At 39.8% G+C, this 16,887-nt stretch carries 16 protein-coding genes; all 16 read left to right on the top strand.

What is annotated here, in order from left to right; all coding sequences use genetic code 11:
* Positions 1–7 precede the first annotated feature (7 nt).
* The 16 genes from ureG (at position 8) to tkt (ending at position 16,838) form a co-directional block, all read left to right on the top strand.
* On the top strand, positions 8–622 hold the full coding sequence (gene ureG / locus ADF62_RS01805; RefSeq protein WP_002889928.1) for an urease accessory protein UreG: 615 nt from the start codon (positions 8–10) through the stop codon (positions 620–622).
* A 1-nt stretch (position 623) separates the two neighbouring features.
* The gene (locus ADF62_RS01800; protein ID WP_003092279.1) at positions 624–1,463 is read left to right on the top strand and encodes an urease accessory protein UreD; all 840 of its coding nucleotides are present in this window, start codon (positions 624–626) and stop codon (positions 1,461–1,463) included.
* A 3-nt stretch (positions 1,464–1,466) separates the two neighbouring features.
* Positions 1,467–2,444, top strand: a complete 978-nt coding sequence (gene cbiM, locus ADF62_RS01795) for a cobalt transporter CbiM (RefSeq protein ID WP_003097976.1) — start codon at positions 1,467–1,469, stop codon at positions 2,442–2,444.
* Positions 2,441–3,220 (top strand): energy-coupling factor transporter transmembrane component T, encoded by a 780-nt coding sequence (locus tag ADF62_RS01790; RefSeq protein ID WP_003097973.1) that lies wholly within the window; start codon positions 2,441–2,443, stop codon positions 3,218–3,220. Before cbiM ends, ADF62_RS01790 begins: the two co-directional genes overlap by 4 nt.
* 1 nt (position 3,221) lies before the next feature.
* Positions 3,222–3,938, top strand: a complete 717-nt coding sequence (locus tag ADF62_RS01785) for an ABC transporter ATP-binding protein (RefSeq protein ID WP_003092242.1) — start codon at positions 3,222–3,224, stop codon at positions 3,936–3,938.
* A 164-nt stretch (positions 3,939–4,102) separates the two neighbouring features.
* A complete protein-coding gene (locus ADF62_RS01780; RefSeq protein ID WP_003092206.1) occupies positions 4,103–4,951 on the top strand; it encodes an amino acid ABC transporter substrate-binding protein in 849 nt (282 codons plus the stop codon).
* Between the two features lie 159 nt (positions 4,952–5,110).
* The gene (locus tag ADF62_RS01775; protein WP_003092208.1) at positions 5,111–6,013 is read left to right on the top strand and encodes a MetQ/NlpA family ABC transporter substrate-binding protein; all 903 of its coding nucleotides are present in this window, start codon (positions 5,111–5,113) and stop codon (positions 6,011–6,013) included.
* 60 nt (positions 6,014–6,073) lie between these two features.
* Positions 6,074–7,447, top strand: coding sequence for a M20/M25/M40 family metallo-hydrolase (locus tag ADF62_RS01770; protein ID WP_037621579.1), 1,374 nt, complete (start codon positions 6,074–6,076; stop codon positions 7,445–7,447).
* A complete protein-coding gene (locus ADF62_RS01765) occupies positions 7,440–8,507 on the top strand; it encodes a methionine ABC transporter ATP-binding protein (RefSeq protein ID WP_003092247.1) in 1,068 nt (355 codons plus the stop codon). The genes ADF62_RS01770 and ADF62_RS01765 overlap by 8 nt, the downstream gene beginning before the upstream one ends.
* Positions 8,507–9,199 carry a methionine ABC transporter permease gene (locus ADF62_RS01760; RefSeq protein WP_003092149.1) on the top strand — a complete coding sequence of 231 codons (693 nt, stop codon included), beginning with the start codon at positions 8,507–8,509 and terminating at the stop codon, positions 9,197–9,199. The genes ADF62_RS01765 and ADF62_RS01760 overlap by 1 nt, the downstream gene beginning before the upstream one ends.
* 122 nt (positions 9,200–9,321) lie before the next feature.
* The gene (sstT, locus tag ADF62_RS01755) at positions 9,322–10,530 is read left to right on the top strand and encodes a serine/threonine transporter SstT (RefSeq protein ID WP_003097968.1); all 1,209 of its coding nucleotides are present in this window, start codon (positions 9,322–9,324) and stop codon (positions 10,528–10,530) included.
* A 153-nt stretch (positions 10,531–10,683) separates the two neighbouring features.
* Complete coding sequence (locus ADF62_RS01750; RefSeq protein ID WP_003097965.1) at positions 10,684–11,532, top strand: SAM hydrolase/SAM-dependent halogenase family protein; 849 nt, start codon at positions 10,684–10,686, stop codon at positions 11,530–11,532.
* Between the two features lie 9 nt (positions 11,533–11,541).
* Positions 11,542–12,087: an ECF-type riboflavin transporter substrate-binding protein gene (locus tag ADF62_RS01745; RefSeq protein WP_003092236.1), complete on the top strand. Its 546-nt coding sequence runs from the start codon at positions 11,542–11,544 to the stop codon at positions 12,085–12,087.
* A 65-nt stretch (positions 12,088–12,152) separates the two neighbouring features.
* A complete protein-coding gene (locus ADF62_RS01740; protein ID WP_003097962.1) occupies positions 12,153–13,829 on the top strand; it encodes an ABC transporter ATP-binding protein in 1,677 nt (558 codons plus the stop codon).
* Entirely contained in the window at positions 13,822–14,652 is an 831-nt protein-coding gene (locus ADF62_RS01735; protein ID WP_003092123.1) for an energy-coupling factor transporter transmembrane component T family protein, read from the top strand. Before ADF62_RS01740 ends, ADF62_RS01735 begins: the two co-directional genes overlap by 8 nt.
* Before the next feature lie 209 nt (positions 14,653–14,861).
* Positions 14,862–16,838 carry a transketolase gene (gene tkt / locus ADF62_RS01730; protein WP_048787928.1) on the top strand — a complete coding sequence of 659 codons (1,977 nt, stop codon included), beginning with the start codon at positions 14,862–14,864 and terminating at the stop codon, positions 16,836–16,838.
* Positions 16,839–16,887: the final 49 nt, after the last annotated feature.

The following is a 16,887-nucleotide window of genomic DNA, read 5'->3' as shown; positions in this document are numbered from 1 at the left end:
AAAAATAATGACAAAACGTACTGTAATTATTGGAGTTGGTGGACCTGTTGGTTCAGGTAAAACTCTTTTGCTCGAGCGTCTTACACGACGTATGTCTGACTTAAATTTAGCAGTTATTACTAACGATATCTATACAAAAGAAGATGCTCTTTTCTTGGCTAAAAATTCAAGCTTAGATGAAGACCGTATCATTGGCGTAGAAACTGGTGGATGTCCTCATACTGCTATTCGTGAAGATGCTTCTATGAACTTTGAAGCGATTGAAACTCTTCAAGAGCGCTTTAACCATGACTTGGATGTTATTTTCCTTGAAAGTGGTGGTGACAACTTGGCTGCGACCTTCAGTCCTGATTTGGTTGATTTTACGATTTATATTATTGACGTTGCTCAGGGTGAAAAAATCCCACGTAAGGCTGGTCAAGGAATGATTAAGAGTGACTTGTTCCTGATTAATAAGACTGACCTTGCGCCTTATGTTGGAGCCAACCTAGACCGTATGCGTGAAGATACCCTTCATTTCCGTAATGAAGATTCTTTCATTTTCACAAATTTGAATAATGATGATAATGTTAAGGAAGTGGAAGAATGGATTCGCAAGAATTTCTTATTAGAGGATTTATAAGATGACGCAAGCATATGATGGCTTCGTCCATCTTGGATTTTCAAATCGAAATGGTCGTACAATTTCCCACAAGAAATATCAAGAAGGTAACTCTCGAGTATCGGCAGATAATTCAGATGCCAATGGCGTTCCTTACTATTTCCTCATTAATATGGGTGGGGGCTTTGTCGAGGGTGAGCAGTATCAAGTGACCATTGATGTTAATAAAGATGCTCATGCCTTAGTGACAACCCAAACACCGACCTATGTTTACAAGTGCGAGAAAGGACAGTTGACACAACAGAATACGTCTATCACACTTGAAGAAAATAGTTATTTGGAGTACATGGCTGATGAAGTTATTCCCTATTTAAAATCACGCTATTTCCAAACAAGTCGTATTGATATGGATAAGTCTGCCCACTTGATTTATTCAGATGGTGTAACGGCAGGTTGGTCTCATGAGGACTTACCGTTTCAATACCATTATTTTCGTAATTTGACACAAATTTACCAAGATAATGAGCTTGTTTATAGCGATCAGACTCTCTTAGAGCCTCAGAAACAAGATATGTTTAAACTTGGTTATTTTGAAGGATGGCGTAATTACAATAGCTTGGTAATGGTGTCTCCGGCGATTGACGAGGCTTTTGTTAAGGCTTTGCAGAAGCACTTAGAAGATTTGAATTTAGAGTCTGATTTTGCTATTTCATCCTTAGATATCCCAGGTCTGGTGTTACGTATCTTAGGAAAAACTGCTGAGGATAATCGTCGCGTCATTTATGCCTGTACAGACTATTTTAGACAAGAAATACATGGATTAAGTACTTTAAATTTGAGAAAAAATGATATGAGGAGATAAAAAATGCATATTCCTGAAAATTACCTAAGCCCTACGACTTGTGCGGCAATGGGGGCTGTTATGTTGCCTATTTGGTATAAGGCCGTCAAGGAAGTAAAGGTTAAAGTTGATACTGATAAAAAAACGATTCCTATGTTGGGAATCGGGACTTCCTTGTCCTTCCTTATCATGATGTTTAATCTTCCAGCCCCAGGTGGAACGAGCGCCCATGCTGTTGGGGCAGTGTTAATTGCTATATTGTTAGGACCTTGGGCTTCCTGTTTAGCAGTTAGTGTAGCCCTGGCTATGCAGGCCTTGCTCTTTGGTGATGGTGGAATCTTGGACTTTGGTGCTAATGCCTTTTGTATGGCCGTTGTTATGCCATTTGTGGGTTATGCTGTTTATAAACTCTTGAACAAGTGGACAAAGAACAGGATAATTGCTAGCTTTTTTGGAGGTTATATTGGGATTGTAGCTGCGGCCCTGACTGTTGCAGTTTTACTAGGAATTCAACCTATTCTCTTTAAAGATGGCAGTGGTAATCCACTTTACAATCCATACCCTTTGAGAGTGACGCTTCCAGTAATGGGCTTGACTCACCTCCTCATCGGTCTGGTAGAAGGATTCTTCACAGCAGGTGTCCAAGAATTCATTGAACGTTTGAATATTGATAATACTCAGGAACTAACGACTAAAAAACTACGTCCTTTATTGCTCTTTATCCTAGCCTTAATTATCCTAACGCCACTTGGTTTATTGGCGACGGGAACAGCTTTTGCGGAATGGGATGTCAAAGAGTTGGTGGAAAAATTGTCCCACTATCATGTGGAAGCCCAAGCCCCAAAAGGAATGTTGAATGGTTTCTCATTTAATGCCCTCTTCCCAGATTATAGTATCGCGGGCATTCCGGAAGTCTTGGGTTATATCCTGAGCGCTGCCTCTGCTGTTTTGATTTTCTTCATCCTCTATCGCTTGATTTTCGGTAGAAAGGTTGAAAAATGATTCTGCCAAGTTGGATGTTAGAAGAGCGCCCGGTAGTCACTAAAGTCGGTAGAAATAACTTTCTTATTCGAAATCGTCACCATCTGGAAGCTCTGCTTCAAAAGTTTGAAACGCATCCTTTAAAAGTAGCATCAGTCTTTCATCCAACGGCTAAGGTTTTACTTCTCTTTTTCTTACTTATTTCAGTTGGAATTAGCCAAAATCTCACAGTTTTGTGGATTCTAGCCTTGTTTCTAGGAGCTGGGGTGGCTTTTCTACCACATTCTGTTTTAGTAAGAACCTTGAAAAAGACTGTGGTATTGTTGATTTTTCCTTTAGTTCTTTATCTACCGCATCTCTTACTTAGCGGAGGTCAATCGCTCTTTCTTTTTAGACTTCCTTTGATTGCCGTAGCCATTGCTTATTATTCAGAGACCAGTACAATAAGTGAGATGTTAGCGGCATTAAAAGGGTTGCATTTTCCTGATCTTGTTCTGCTCCAGTTAGATATCACCATAAAATATATCGATGTCTTTGGAAAACAATTAATGGATTTGCTCAAAGGAATTGAAGCGCGAAGCTTTGGTGGCAATCATCGTTTCCGGATTGGAAGTAATATCTGGGGAATGTTATACCTTAAAGCTATTCGCTATGGTGAGGAACTGACTCAAGCCATGGAAGCACGTTGCTTTGTTGGTGAGTATGTCAAGTCATCACAGTCATTCACATGGAAGGATTGGCTGGCCTTGATAAGTCTAGTAGCAGTGATTTTAGGACAGATTCTGTTAGGAGGATGAGATGTTTCAATTGAAACAAGTGGCCTGTGCCTATGAACAAAAAAAGGTCTTTACTGGTCTTGATTTGGAGATTAGACAAGGACAATATGTGATGTTGATGGGGGAAAATGGGACTGGGAAATCAAGTCTTATCAGTTTATTAACTGGCTTCAAGCAGGAAGAATCTGGTCGCATTCTTTTCTTAGGGAAGGACCTCAAAGAATGGTTGAAGGACAAACGTCAAAAACGGGATTTTTATAGTCGCCTCGGAATCCTCTTTCAGGATGTGGATAGTCAGTTATTTAATAGTACTGTCTATGATGAGATTGCTTTTGGACCTCGTCAGCTAGGTCTGACCGAAGAAGAAGTCTCACTGCGGGTTCAAGATACACTATCCCTGCTGAAAATTGAAGATTTAAGGAATCGCGTTCCCTATCAACTATCTGGTGGAGAAAAGAAGAAAGTGGCCTTTGCCAGTATCATGGTAACGAATCCAGATGTGTATATTCTTGATGAACCCTTCAATAATCTTTCTAAAGAATATGAAGAATTTTTTAGGGAACTTCTACATGAGCTTCATTCAGCTGGGAAAACTATTATCATGTCTGCTCACCACTTCAAGCACCTTCATCATGAAAAGGCTGATGTTCTTCTTTTTGAAGATGGCAAAGCTGATTTCTTTCCTGCCCAGGAAGTGCTCAATAACGAGCAAGTGATTGAGCGTTTGTCGCATTATTAACAAGGATAAGTAGAAAATCGTTATTGGTTTTCTACTTTTTCTTTGTCAAACAATTGAAATTTTGAGGTGATAGTATTTTCTTATCACCTTGATTATGTTTAAGTATTAGTTAAGCTTAGTGAATTCTGTTACAATAAAAACAATCAATCTCAAAGGAGAATATTATGAAACTTAAAAAAATTCTTGGAATTACGGGTGTAGCCATTGCTTCAGTAGCTTTACTTGCTGCATGTTCATCTAAATCATCAAAAGAAGCATCTAAATCTTCAGGTGGTAAAGAAACAATTAACTTTGCTACTGTTGGGACAACAGCACCATTCTCATATGAAGAAAATGGTGAATTGACCGGTTACGACGTGGAAGTGGCTAAAGCAGTCTTTAAAGACTCTGATAAATATGAAGTGAAATTCCAAAAAACAGAATGGTCTTCAGTATTTACAGGTCTTGACGCTGCTAAATATCAAATGGCCGGGAACAACATCTCTTACTCAGAAGAACGTGACCAAAAATACCTCTTCTCATATCCAATTGGTACCACACCAGCTGTTTTGACTGTTCCAAAAGATAGTGAGATCAAGAAATACGATGACATTGCTGGACACTCAACACAGGTTGTTCAAGGAACATCAACAGCTACTCAATTGACTGAATTCAATGATAAACATTCAGATAAGCCAGTTGAACTCAACTATACTAATGAAAACATTACACAAATGTTGACAAACTTGAATGAAGGTAAGTACGACTTCAAGATTTTTGATGCACCAACTGTTAATGCAATCATTAAAAATAATAAATTGAGTAACTTGAAGACTATTGAACTTAAATCTGATCAACAACCATACATCTACTTCTTGTTTGCAGATAACCAAAAGGACCTTCAAAAATTTGTTAACAAACGTTTGGAAGAACTTCAAAAAGATGGTACTTTGGCTAAATTGGCTGAAAAATTCCTTGGAAATAAAGATTATATTCCAACTAAAGACGCTTTGAAAGTTCCAAGCAAAAAATAAGAAAGGAGCTGGGAGTGATTCTCAGCTTTTTCATATAATTAAAATCTAGGACACATTATAGTTAAAAACTATAGATATATACAATTATAAACAATTTGCTACAATTCTCATCCTATGGGATAATATTTTTACACTTAAAACAATTAAAGGGAGTTCGTTATGAAATTTAAAAAAATTCTCGGAATTACAGGATTGGCAGTCGCTTCAACAGTAGCTTTGGCTGCTTGTGGTGCTGGTGGTAATAAATCAGCTAAAGATGATAAAACTTTGACAGTTGGTATCATGACATTGGATGATACAACTGAGCCATTGTGGGATAAAGTTAAAGAATTGGCTAAAGACAAGGGTGTTACTATCGAGTTGAAAGAGTTCACAGACTACAATCAACCAAATGAAGCCCTTAAAAACGGTGAAATCGATGTTAATGCTTTCCAACACATTTATTTCTTGAACAACTGGAACAAAGAAAATAAAGGTGATGTTGTTGCGGCAGCTGACACACTTCTTAGCCCAATCCACCTTTTCTCAGGTACTGAAAACGGAAAAGCTAAGTATAAAGATGTTAAAGAGCTTCCAGAAGGAGCTACTATCTCAGTACCTAACGATGGTACAAACGAAAGCCGTGCGTTGACACTTCTTCAAACAGCTGGTTTGATTAAGTTGGATGTTAAAGATGGTGAATTGGCAACTATCAAGAACATTTCTGAAAATCCAAAGAAATTGGAGATTAAAGAAATCGCAGCTGAACAAGCTGCCCAAACTCTTTCATCAGTAGATGCAGCAGTTGTTAACAACTCATACGCACAACAACAAAATGTTGACTATGACACAACTCTCTTCCAAGAAGATCCAAGTCAAGATTTGAAAGATTGGGTTAACATCATTGCAGCTAATAAAGATTGGAAAAAATCAAACAAAGCCGATGCTATCAAGACTTTGATTAAAGCCTATCAAAATGATGAAGTAGCGCAAATCATCTATGATGCATCTAACAAGGTTGACCTTCCAGCATGGAAAGGTGCCCCAACACAAGATCAATTGAAAGCTAATTCAAAGAAATAAGCTAAGGACAGAGGGCGTGTGAGAGCACGCCGTTTTGTCGTGTATGAAGGAGACGATTTGATGGCATTTTCAAGTGAAGAAGAGCAGTTACGAAAATTTCGTAACGATGAAATTGCTCAGCACTATTTTGAAGTTTTGCGGACTTTGATTTCTAAAAAATCTATTTTTGCTCAAAATATTGGTCTCTATGATGTGGCTGCTTATCTTGGTGAGATTTTCTCTAGTGTTGGAGCAGAGGTGACAATTGACGAGACCCATACGGCACCTTTTGTCTTGGCAAAATTCAAGAGTTCAAATCCAGATGCGAAAACAATTATTTTCTATCAACACTATGATACGGTTCCTGCGGATAATGATCAGCCATGGACAGATGACCCTTTCTGTCTGACTGTTCGTAAGGGCTACATGTATGGTCGTGGTGTTGATGATGATAAGGGGCATATTACAGCTCGTCTGACAGCCCTTCGGAAATATATTCGAGAGGTTGGTGACCTTCCTGTAAACATTACATTTATGATGGAGGGCGCTGAAGAATCTGCTTCAACCGACCTTGAAAAATATTTGGAAAAATACCGAGATGACCTTCTTCCAGCAGACCTATTGGTTTGGGAGCAAGGAAATCGAAATAGTAAAGGTCAATTGGAAATCACAGGTGGCAACAAGGGGATTATTACCTTTGACTTGTCTGTCGAGAGTGCTGATGTTGATATTCATTCTAAATTTGGTGCCGTGATTGAATCGGCTTCATGGTATTTGCTCAATGCTATTTCAAGTATGCGTGATGATCAGGGACGTATTCTTATCGATGGTATCTATGAAAAAATTATCCAGCCAAATGAACGTGAGATGGATCTTATCGAGACTTACGCCATTGAAAATGCAGATAGCCTCCGTAAGATTTATGGCTTAAAACTACCTATTTTAGAAAGTGACCGCCGAGCTTTCTTAAAAACTTACTATTTTGAACCTGCTCTTTCTATTGAAGGGATTTCGACAGGTTATCAGGGGCAAGGTGTTAAGACAATTCTACCAGCTCAAGCCAAAGCTAAGATGGAGATGCGCTTGGTCCCTGGTTTGACACCTGAGTATGTTTTGGATTGTATCAAGGCTCACCTCAAAAAAGAGGGGTTTGACCGTATCAAGGTAACCTTCACTCTTGGTGAAGAAAGTTATCGGAGTGATATGTCAGATCCTGCTATTGTCAATGTTATTGAGTTAGCAAAAGGTTTTTATGAAGAGGGTGTTGCTGTGCTTCCAACGGCAGCAGGTACAGGGCCTATGCATATGATTCATCAGGCTTTGGGTGTTCCGATGGCAGCCTTTGGTATAGGGAATGCCAACAGTCGTGACCATGGTGGGGATGAAAATGTTAGCCTAGCAGATTACTACACCCACATTGAACTAATTAAGGAGTTAATTGCAAGTTATGAGTAATGTCATTATTGATTTGAAAAATATTGATATCACCTTTACGCAGAAACGCCGCACCATTCAAGCGGTTAAGGATGTGTCTATCCAGATTGAAAAAGGTGATATTTACGGAATCGTTGGTTATTCAGGGGCTGGTAAATCTACGCTTGTGCGTGCGATTAATCTTTTGCAAGTGCCTACAGCTGGTAAAATCACTGTTGGTAAAGATGTGACTTTTGCAGATGGTAAGGTCCAATTGTCGACAAAAGAATTGCGTCAGAAACGTCAAACGATTGGGATGATTTTCCAACACTTTAACCTTATGTCTCAAAAGACGGCTTATGAAAATGTAGCCTTTGCCCTTCGTCATTCTAAACTAAGCAATGAAGAGAAAGACAAAAAAATTCGTAGTCTCTTGGAATTGGTTGATTTGACTGATCGTGCCGAAAACTATCCTGCACAATTGTCAGGTGGTCAAAAACAACGTGTAGCGATTGCGCGTGCCTTGGCTAACGATCCAGAAATCTTGATTTCAGATGAGTCTACATCAGCTCTAGACCCTAAGACAACTAAACAAATCCTTTCACTTTTGCAAGATTTGAATAAAAAACTTGGGTTGACAGTGGTTATGATTACTCACGAAATGCAAATCGTCAAAGATATTTGTAACCGTGTGGCTGTTATGCAAAATGGACAACTTTTGGAAGAAGGAAGTGTTCTTAATATCTTCTCAAATCCACAAGAGGATTTGACACAAGAATTTATTGAAACTGCAGCAGGGATCGAGGATGCCTTGGCTAAGATTAATGCACAACCTTTGGTGAGAAACTTACCTGCATCTGCACTCCTTGTTCAGCTTAAATATGTAGGTTCTTCAACAGATGAGCCACTCTTGACTGAAATTTTCAAAGATTACGGTGTTTCAAGTAACATTCTTTATGGTAATGTTGAGATTCTAGGTGACACTCCTGTTGGTGAATTGGTCGTTGTCTTGGATGGTGAGGCAGATAAGGTTCTTGCTGCTCAAAAAGCGATTGAAAATGCAGGTGTCAGCTTGCAAGTACTTAAGAAAGGAGCCCAATAATGGCAGATTGGATTCAACAAAACTTTCCAGATATTTATCGTATCGGTATGCAGGGGGTTAATTCTTGGCCAGACGCTATCTATGCGACACTCTACATGACGGTTATTTCCTTCATCATTGGGGGACTTCTTGGTCTTGTTATGGGGCTCTTCTTGGTATTGACAGGTCCTCGTGGCGTCATTGAAAATAAATTCATTTTCCAAATCTTGGATAAAATCACTTCAATCTTCCGTGCCATTCCTTTCATCATCCTCTTAGCGATTTTGAAAGGATTCACTTACTTTATCGTGGGGACTAACCTTGGTATGACAGCGGCTTTGGTTCCATTGTCAGCTGCAACCTTCCCGTTTTTTGCACGTCAAGTACAGGTGGTACTTGCAGATCTTGACCGTGGCGTTATTGAAGCAGCACAAGCTAGTGGTGCAAGTCTTTGGGACACGATTAAGGTTTATCTTGGCGAAGGACTCCCAGAATTGGTTCGTGTATCAACAGTGACTTTGATTTCCCTTGTGGGTGAAACTGCCATGGCTGGAGCTATCGGTGCAGGTGGTCTTGGTTACATCGCCATATATTATGGATACAATCGCTCAAGTACATCAGTTACCATCTTGGCAACCTTCTTGATTTTGATTTTGATTTTCCTTGTTCAGTTTCTCGGTGATTTCTTAACCCGCAAATTGAGTCATAAATAGAATTTGAAAGCCTGTTTACCACAGACTTTTTTCATATCTTGACGATTTCAGTAATTTATCATAATATGGAAACTGTCGAATGCTTTGTGGTTGCGCTAACCACAAAAAGGAGTTAATGAGTTATGAAACGTTTTATTTCAACTTGGAATAGAACCAGTCTAATTAAGCGCATTGCCATTGGTGTGGTAGTGGGTGCTGTGCTTGGTTTATTTATTCCTAAGTTTACGGTTATTGGTCTCTTGGGAGACATGTTTGTTGGTGGTTTGAAGGCAATTGCTCCACTTTTAGTCTTTGCCCTGGTTGCCAATGCCCTTTCCCAAACGCGAGAAGGTCAACAAAGCAACATGAAGACAGTGATTGTTCTTTATCTCTTTGGGACCTTTGCGGCAGCATTGACGGCTGTTATTTCTCACTATATTTTTCCAATTTCTCTGAAGTTGGGAGCAGCAGCAGCGACTAAAGCGACGGCACCTCAAGGTGTGGGAGAAGTCTTTAAAGATTTATTACTTAAGATGGTGGACAACCCTGTCAATGCCTTGGCTCAAGCCAACTATATTGGTGTTTTGGTATGGGCAGTTGTCTTTGGTTTTGCCATGCGAACAGCTAGCAATCACACGAAAGATTTGCTTAATACCTTGGCGGAAGTGACTTCGCAAATCGTTCGTTGGATTATTAACTTGGCCCCATTTGGTATCCTTGGTCTAGTCTTTAATACTATTTCTGAGAATGGTGTCGGTGTTTTGGCGGATTATGGTGTCCTAATCCTTGTTTTAGTGGGAACAATGGCCTTTGTTGCCTTGGTTGTTAATCCAATCATTGCTTTTATGATGATGGGCAAAAATCCTTTCCCACTAGTTTTCCGTTGTTTGAAAGATTCAGGGATTACAGCCTTCTTTACTCGCTCGTCAGCGGCTAATATTCCCGTTAACCTTCAATTGTGTGAGGACCTTGGCTTGAATCCTGATACCTATTCTGTTTCTATCCCTCTAGGGTCAACTATTAACATGGCAGGAGCGGCTGTGACAATCAATGTTTTGACGCTTGCTGCAGTGACTACTTTGGGAATTGAGGTTGATTTTGCAACAGCCCTTATTCTTAGTGTGGTTTCAGCTATTTCTGCTTGCGGTGCCTCAGGTATTGCAGGAGGTTCCCTTCTCTTGGTACCCGTAGCATGTAGCCTCTTTGGGATCTCAAATGATTTAGCTATGCAAGTTGTTGGTGTCGGCTTTATCGTCGGTGTCATCCAAGACTCTTGTGAAACAGCTCTCAACTCGTCAACAGATGTTCTTTTTACAGCAGTAGCAGAAAAAAGTCGTTGGAATAAATCTTAGATAACTACTACATGGTCAGCCTCTTGGGCTGACTTTTTGATTTTAGAGGGAAACATAGGTAAAGGCTATAACTAGCTCAAGAATTTGTCATCTTTAAAATATCTATAAAATGTGATAAAATAAACGTCTCTAATAGAAAAAGGTGAGATATTTATGACTAATAACCTATTAGTACTTCAATCGGATTTTGGTTTGGTTGATGGTGCTGTTTCGGCCATGATTGGTGTGGCCCTTCAGGAAGAAGCGAGTTTGGGAGTTCATCACCTGACACATGATATTACTCCCTACAACACTTTTGAGGCTTCTTATCGTTTGTTTCAGACCGTTGAATACTGGCCAGAGGGGACAACCTTTGTTTCGGTAGTTGATCCGGGTGTAGGTTCCTCACGTAAAAGTGTGGTTGCCTTAACAAAGACAGGGCAATATATCGTCACACCAGATAACGGAACACTTTCTTATATCAAGAAGGTTGTTGGTATCGTGGCTGTTCGTGAGATTTCCGAGGTTGAGAATCGTCGTAGTAATACAGAGCTTTCCTATACCTTCCATGGTCGTGATGTTTATGCCTATACAGGTGCCAAATTAGCTTCTGGTCATATCAGTTTTGAAGAAGTTGGTCCTGAGTTACCTGTGGACAAAATTTTAGAACTTCCAGTGGTTGAAACCATCATAGAGGATAATTTGGTTCGTGGGGCGATTGACATTTTGGATGTCCGTTTCGGCTCTCTTTGGACCTCTATCACACGTGATGACTTTTACGCGTTGGAACCAAACTTTGGTGATCGATTCGAAGTAACCATCTTTAACAATGATATGTTGGTCTACCAAAACCAAGTTACCTATGGGAAATCTTTTGCGGATGTTCGTATCGGTCAGCCAATTATTTATATCAATTCCCTCTATCGTGTTGGCTTAGCCATTAACCAAGGGTCTTTTGCTAAGGCTTATAATGTTGGTGTAGGGTCTAACTGGCACATTGAAATCAAACGTTTAGGAGATTAAAGTAAGATTATGAAAAATAATTCAATTCGTACAGTAGTTGCGACAGGTATTGGTGCAGCACTCTTTATTATCATTGGTATGTTTGTTAATATCCCTATTTTTGGGAACACTAGCATCCAACTTCAGTATGCTGTTCAAGCCCTATTCTCAGTGATTTATGGGCCTATTACAGGTTTCTTTATGGGCTTTATTGGCCATGCGCTTAAAGATGGCATCCAATACGGAAATATCTCATGGGCTTGGGTACTTGCAAGTGCTATTACAGGACTTGTAATTGGTCTATTCAACAAAAAATATGATGTGACAACTGGCAAGTTTTCTTTGATGAGTATGATTTGGTTTAACCTAGCACAAGCATTGGCCCTCCTTATTGCCTATGGTATTGTTACCCCTATTGGTGATAGACTCCAATTTGCACAAGCCTGGTCATACCTTTATGCACAAAGTTTTGTAGCTGGCGTAGCTAACTTTATTACAATTGCAATTGGAGGAACACTCCTTCTTGCAATCTATGCTAGATCACGTACACAATCTGGTAGTCTTACCAAAGATTAGCATGACTTATAGGAGAGTGGGACTGTCAGTTTGTTTTGATACCTCCTCTCTTTTTTAGTAGAAATATGGATAAATACATTAGTTTTAATCACTTTACATTTCAATATGATGCACAAGCAGAAGCGACGCTTAAAGATATCAGCTTTGATATTGCCAAGGGCGAAAAAGTCCTAATCTTAGGTCCTTCTGGTAGTGGAAAGTCGACCCTAGCTCAGTGTCTTAATGGTATCATACCGAATATTCATAAAGGTCAGGCAAAAGGCCAGGTAAGGATAGATGGTCAGGATATTTTCAATCAATCTATCTATGATAAGTCACAGTCGGTATCTACGGTATTGCAGGATCCAGATGGTCAGTTTATTGGCCTAACAGTAGCCGAGGATTTGGCTTTTGCTTTGGAGAATGATTGTGCTGATCAAAGTGAGATGAAAGATAAGGTAGCCCTCTGGGCTGAGCGTCTAGACTTAACCTCTCTTTTGAATCACCGCCCTCAAGATTTATCAGGTGGCCAAAAGCAACGAGTCAGTTTAGCTGGTGTCTTGATTGATGAGAGTCCTATTCTTCTATTTGATGAGCCTCTAGCAAATTTAGATCCTAAATCAGGACAGGGAACCATTGACCTCATTGATAAGATTCACGAGGAGGTAGGAGCTACGACGATTATTATTGAGCATCGTCTAGAAGATGTCCTTTATCGTCCCGTTGACCGCATTTTACTGGTCAATAAAGGAGAGCTCCTCTTTAACGGTAGGCCAGATGAGCTTTTATCGAGTACACTTTTGTTGGAAAATGGGATTCGAGACCCCCTGTATCTGACGGTTTTACGTCAGTTGGGATTTGATACAACTAGAGCACAAAATCTTAGCCAACTAGATGCTTTGGATTTGTCTGGATTAGGTATCCCAGATAGCGTTTTGAGAGATAAAACGGAAACTTCGACCGATTCTATTTTGAAGGTTGAGGGGCTTAGCGTTTCCTATGGAGATAATCCAGCAGTCATAGAGGATATGTCCTTTAGCTTGAAGAAAGGAGAGCGACTAGCGATTGTCGGTAAAAATGGGGCTGGGAAGTCGACGCTTGCTAAGGCTCTATGTGGTTTTGTCCCTAGTCAAGGGCAATTAATTTACAAGGGTCGGGATATTAGTCAGGATAGCATTGCCGAGCGTTCAGAACGTATAGGCTTTGTTTTGCAAAACCCAAATCAGATGATTAGCCAAACTATGATTTTTGATGAGGTGGCTCTTGGTTTGCGCTTGCGAGGAATTGAAGAGACTGAGGTTGAAGAGCGTGTTCATGAGGTCCTGAAGACTTGTGGCCTCTATAGTTTTCGTAAATGGCCCATTTCTGCGCTTTCCTTTGGTCAGAAAAAGCGCGTGACCATTGCATCTATCTTGGTTTTGAAACCTGAAATCATTATCTTGGATGAGCCAACGGCTGGTCAAGATTACAAGACTTACACAGATATCATGAATTTCTTGGACAGTCTTCAGAAGCAAGGTCATACCATTGTGATGATTACTCATGACATGCAGCTCATGTTGGAATATAGCGATCGTTGTATCGTTGTACTTGAAGGTAAAATCATTGCAGATGATAATCCTGTTACCATTCTCAATCAGAAGGACCTACTTGAGTCAGCCAATCTCAAGCAGACATCTCTTTATAGCTTAGGTCAGAAGTTGTTATGTGATCCAGTAAAAGTAACCCAGTATTATATAGAAAAAGGAGGGCCTTATGTCTAATCGTTTAATAGGTTATCAACCAGGTCGAGGTTTCCTCTATGATTTGTCTGGGGCGAGTAAGATGCTATTCTTTATCTTGGTTTCAGTTGCTTGTATGGCTACCTATGATCCACGCTTTATCCTAGCAGTAGGCCTACTTTCGATTTATCTCTTTAACTTGGCCAACATTTGTTGGAGAGATATTTCTTTTGTTGTGAAGATCATTGGCTCGATTGCCCTTTTTAATCTACTTATGGTTTATCTTTTCGCACCTAGTTATGGTGAAGAAATTTATGGAGCTAAGACAGTTCTGATTGAAGGATGGGGGCGTTTCTATTTAACCAGTCAGGAGCTCTTTTATCTTGCAAATCTTTTGCTTAAGTATTTTTCAACAGTCCCTCTTGCCATTCTTTTTCTTATGACGACCCATCCCAGTCAGTTTGCGGCTAGTCTTAATCAGATTGGTATTCCCTATAAGTTTGCTTACTCCGTCAGTTTGACCTTGCGTTATATTCCAGATATTCAAGAAGAATTCTTTACTATTCGTAAGGCTCAAGAAGCGCGTGGTTTGGATTTGTCACAAAAGGCGGGACTGGTCAAACGTATTCGTGGGAATCTACAAATCGTTCTCCCTCTGATTTTTTCGTCACTCGAACGTATTGATACTGTATCGACGGCTATGGAATTACGCCGATTTGGTCAATACAAAAAACGTACATGGTATGTGCACAAATCCTTGACTAAACAAGATTATCTTGTAATCGTATCAGCTACTCTTTTATTGGGAATTAGTCTGGAGTTGATTTATCTTAACCATGGGCGTTTTTACAATCCATGGATTTGAAGTTGTCTTTCAGTGAGTTCTAAATAAACGAAAGAGTTCTGAGATGTCTATAGCATCCTCAGAGCTTTTTTAGTTTTTTATTCCCAATTTTTGAACGATATTTATATGAAATTTTCAATAAAGTACTTTATTGTGAAAACGTTTCTGTGATATAATTAAGGGAGTATTGATATAACTAAAAGAGTCTTGATATTATTAAGGAGGAAATTATGTCTAACCTTTCAGTAAATGCTATCCGTTTTCTAGGGGTAGATGCGATTAACCAAGCTAACTCTGGTCACCCTGGTGTGGTAATGGGTGCAGCACCAATGGGTTACACTTTGTTTACTAAGCAAATTCATGTCAATCCTGAAGTTCCAAATTGGATTAATCGTGACCGTTTTGTTTTGTCGGCAGGTCATGGTTCAATGCTTCTTTATGCGCTCCTTCATTTGTCAGGATTTAAAGATTTGAGTATTGAAGAGCTTAAACAATTCCGTCAATGGGGTTCTAAGACACCTGGTCACCCAGAATTTGGTCATACAGTTGGTGTAGATGCTACCTCAGGTCCACTTGGGCAAGGTATTGCTACAGCTGTTGGTATGGCACAAGCGGAGCGTTTCTTGGCTTCTCGTTACAACAAGGAAGGTTTCCCAATCTTTGACCATTATACTTATGTTATTGCGGGGGATGGTTGCTTTATGGAAGGCGTTTCTGGCGAAGCGTCATCTTATGCTGGTCTTCAAAAATTGGATAAATTGATTGTCTTGTACGATTCAAATGATATCAACCTTGACGGTGAAACTAAAGATTCATTTACTGAAGACGTACGTGCACGTTATGAAGCCTATGGTTGGAATACTGAGTTTGTTCAAGATGGAACGGATGTTGAAGCTATCAATGCTGCTATTGAAAGTGCAAAAGCAAGTGGTAAACCATCTTTGATTGAGGTTAAGACTGTTATTGGTCATGGTGCTCCTAATAAACAAGGAACCAACGGTGTTCACGGTGCTCCTCTTGGACCAGATGAAACAGCAGCTGCAAGAGAAAACTTGGGTTGGAACTATGCTCCATTTGAAGTTCCAAAAGAAGTTTATGCTGATTTCAAGGAAAATACAGTTGATCGTGGTCGTCAGGCCTATGACGCTTGGATTGCTTTGGTAGATGAGTACAAACAATCTTACCCAGAACTTGGTGCTGAACTTGAACGCATTCTTGAAGGTAAGGATGCAGTTGAATTCCAAGCTTCAGACTTCCCAGCTCTTGAAAATGGTTATTCACAAGCAACTCGTAATTCAAGTCAAGATGCTTTGAATGTTATTGCTGATAAAGTGCCAACATTCCTAGGTGGTTCTGCGGATTTGGCTCACTCAAATATGACTTACATTAAATCTGACGGTCTACAAGATGATGCACATCGTCTTAACCGTAACATTCAATTTGGTGTACGTGAGTTTACGATGGGAACAGTCTTGAATGGTATGTCTCTCCATGGTGGACTTCGTGTTTACGGTGGTACCTTCTTCGTATTCTCAGACTATGTAAAAGCAGCAGTTCGTTTGTCTGCACTTCAAGGACTTCCAGTTACTTATGTCTTTACTCACGACTCTATTGCAGTCGGTGAAGATGGACCGACTCATGAACCAATCGAACATCTAGCTGGACTTCGTGCTATTCCAAACCTTAATGTTTATCGTCCGGCAGATGCGCGTGAAACACAAGCTGCATGGTATCAAGCTGTAACTTCTAAATCAACACCTACGGCGCTTGTTTTGACACGTCAAAACTTGACTGTTGAAGAAGGAACAGATTTTGATAAAGTCTCAAAAGGTGCTTATGTTGTTCATGAAACAGCAGCAGATTTTGATACTATTCTCCTTGCTTCTGGTTCAGAAGTAAATCTTGCAGTAGCATCAGCAAAAGCTTTGGAATCAGAAGGTTACAAAGTTCGTGTTGTGAGTGTTCCATCAACAGATGTCTTTGATGCACAAGATCAAGCCTACAAAGAGGAAGTTCTTCCAAATGCAGTTCGTCGTCGTGTAGCAATCGAAATGGCAGCAAGTCTACCATGGTATAAATATGTTGGTTTAGACGGTGCTGTGATTGGAATTGATACATTTGGTGCCTCAGCTCCAGCTGCTAAAATTATTGAAGAATATGGCTTTACAGTAGAAAATGTCGTTGAAACAGTAAAAGGTATGAACTAAGATAGTTTGAATTCTTAGACAAAAAAACATTGGTTGTAAGGACCAATGT

It is taken from the genome of Streptococcus sp. 1004_SSPC (assembly GCF_001069025.1).
GTDB lineage: Bacteria > Bacillota > Bacilli > Lactobacillales > Streptococcaceae > Streptococcus > Streptococcus vestibularis.
This window is presented reverse-complemented; position numbering and strand designations above follow the sequence as displayed.

Coding starts and splice junctions, on each gene's coding strand:
- ADF62_RS01740 (WP_003097962.1), top strand. CDS start 12,153: ATGGATAAATACATTAGTTTTAATCACTTTACATTTCAATATGATGCA.
- sstT (WP_003097968.1), top strand. CDS start 9,322: ATGAAACGTTTTATTTCAACTTGGAATAGAACCAGTCTAATTAAGCGC.
- ADF62_RS01780 (WP_003092206.1), top strand. CDS start 4,103: ATGAAACTTAAAAAAATTCTTGGAATTACGGGTGTAGCCATTGCTTCA.
- ADF62_RS01785 (WP_003092242.1), top strand. CDS start 3,222: ATGTTTCAATTGAAACAAGTGGCCTGTGCCTATGAACAAAAAAAGGTC.
- ADF62_RS01760 (WP_003092149.1), top strand. CDS start 8,507: ATGGCAGATTGGATTCAACAAAACTTTCCAGATATTTATCGTATCGGT.
- ADF62_RS01750 (WP_003097965.1), top strand. CDS start 10,684: ATGACTAATAACCTATTAGTACTTCAATCGGATTTTGGTTTGGTTGAT.
- ADF62_RS01735 (WP_003092123.1), top strand. CDS start 13,822: ATGTCTAATCGTTTAATAGGTTATCAACCAGGTCGAGGTTTCCTCTAT.
- tkt (WP_048787928.1), top strand. CDS start 14,862: ATGTCTAACCTTTCAGTAAATGCTATCCGTTTTCTAGGGGTAGATGCG.
- ureG (WP_002889928.1), top strand. CDS start 8: ATGACAAAACGTACTGTAATTATTGGAGTTGGTGGACCTGTTGGTTCA.
- ADF62_RS01790 (WP_003097973.1), top strand. CDS start 2,441: ATGATTCTGCCAAGTTGGATGTTAGAAGAGCGCCCGGTAGTCACTAAA.
- ADF62_RS01800 (WP_003092279.1), top strand. CDS start 624: ATGACGCAAGCATATGATGGCTTCGTCCATCTTGGATTTTCAAATCGA.
- cbiM (WP_003097976.1), top strand. CDS start 1,467: ATGCATATTCCTGAAAATTACCTAAGCCCTACGACTTGTGCGGCAATG.
- ADF62_RS01775 (WP_003092208.1), top strand. CDS start 5,111: ATGAAATTTAAAAAAATTCTCGGAATTACAGGATTGGCAGTCGCTTCA.
- ADF62_RS01745 (WP_003092236.1), top strand. CDS start 11,542: ATGAAAAATAATTCAATTCGTACAGTAGTTGCGACAGGTATTGGTGCA.
- ADF62_RS01765 (WP_003092247.1), top strand. CDS start 7,440: ATGAGTAATGTCATTATTGATTTGAAAAATATTGATATCACCTTTACG.
- ADF62_RS01770 (WP_037621579.1), top strand. CDS start 6,074: ATGGCATTTTCAAGTGAAGAAGAGCAGTTACGAAAATTTCGTAACGAT.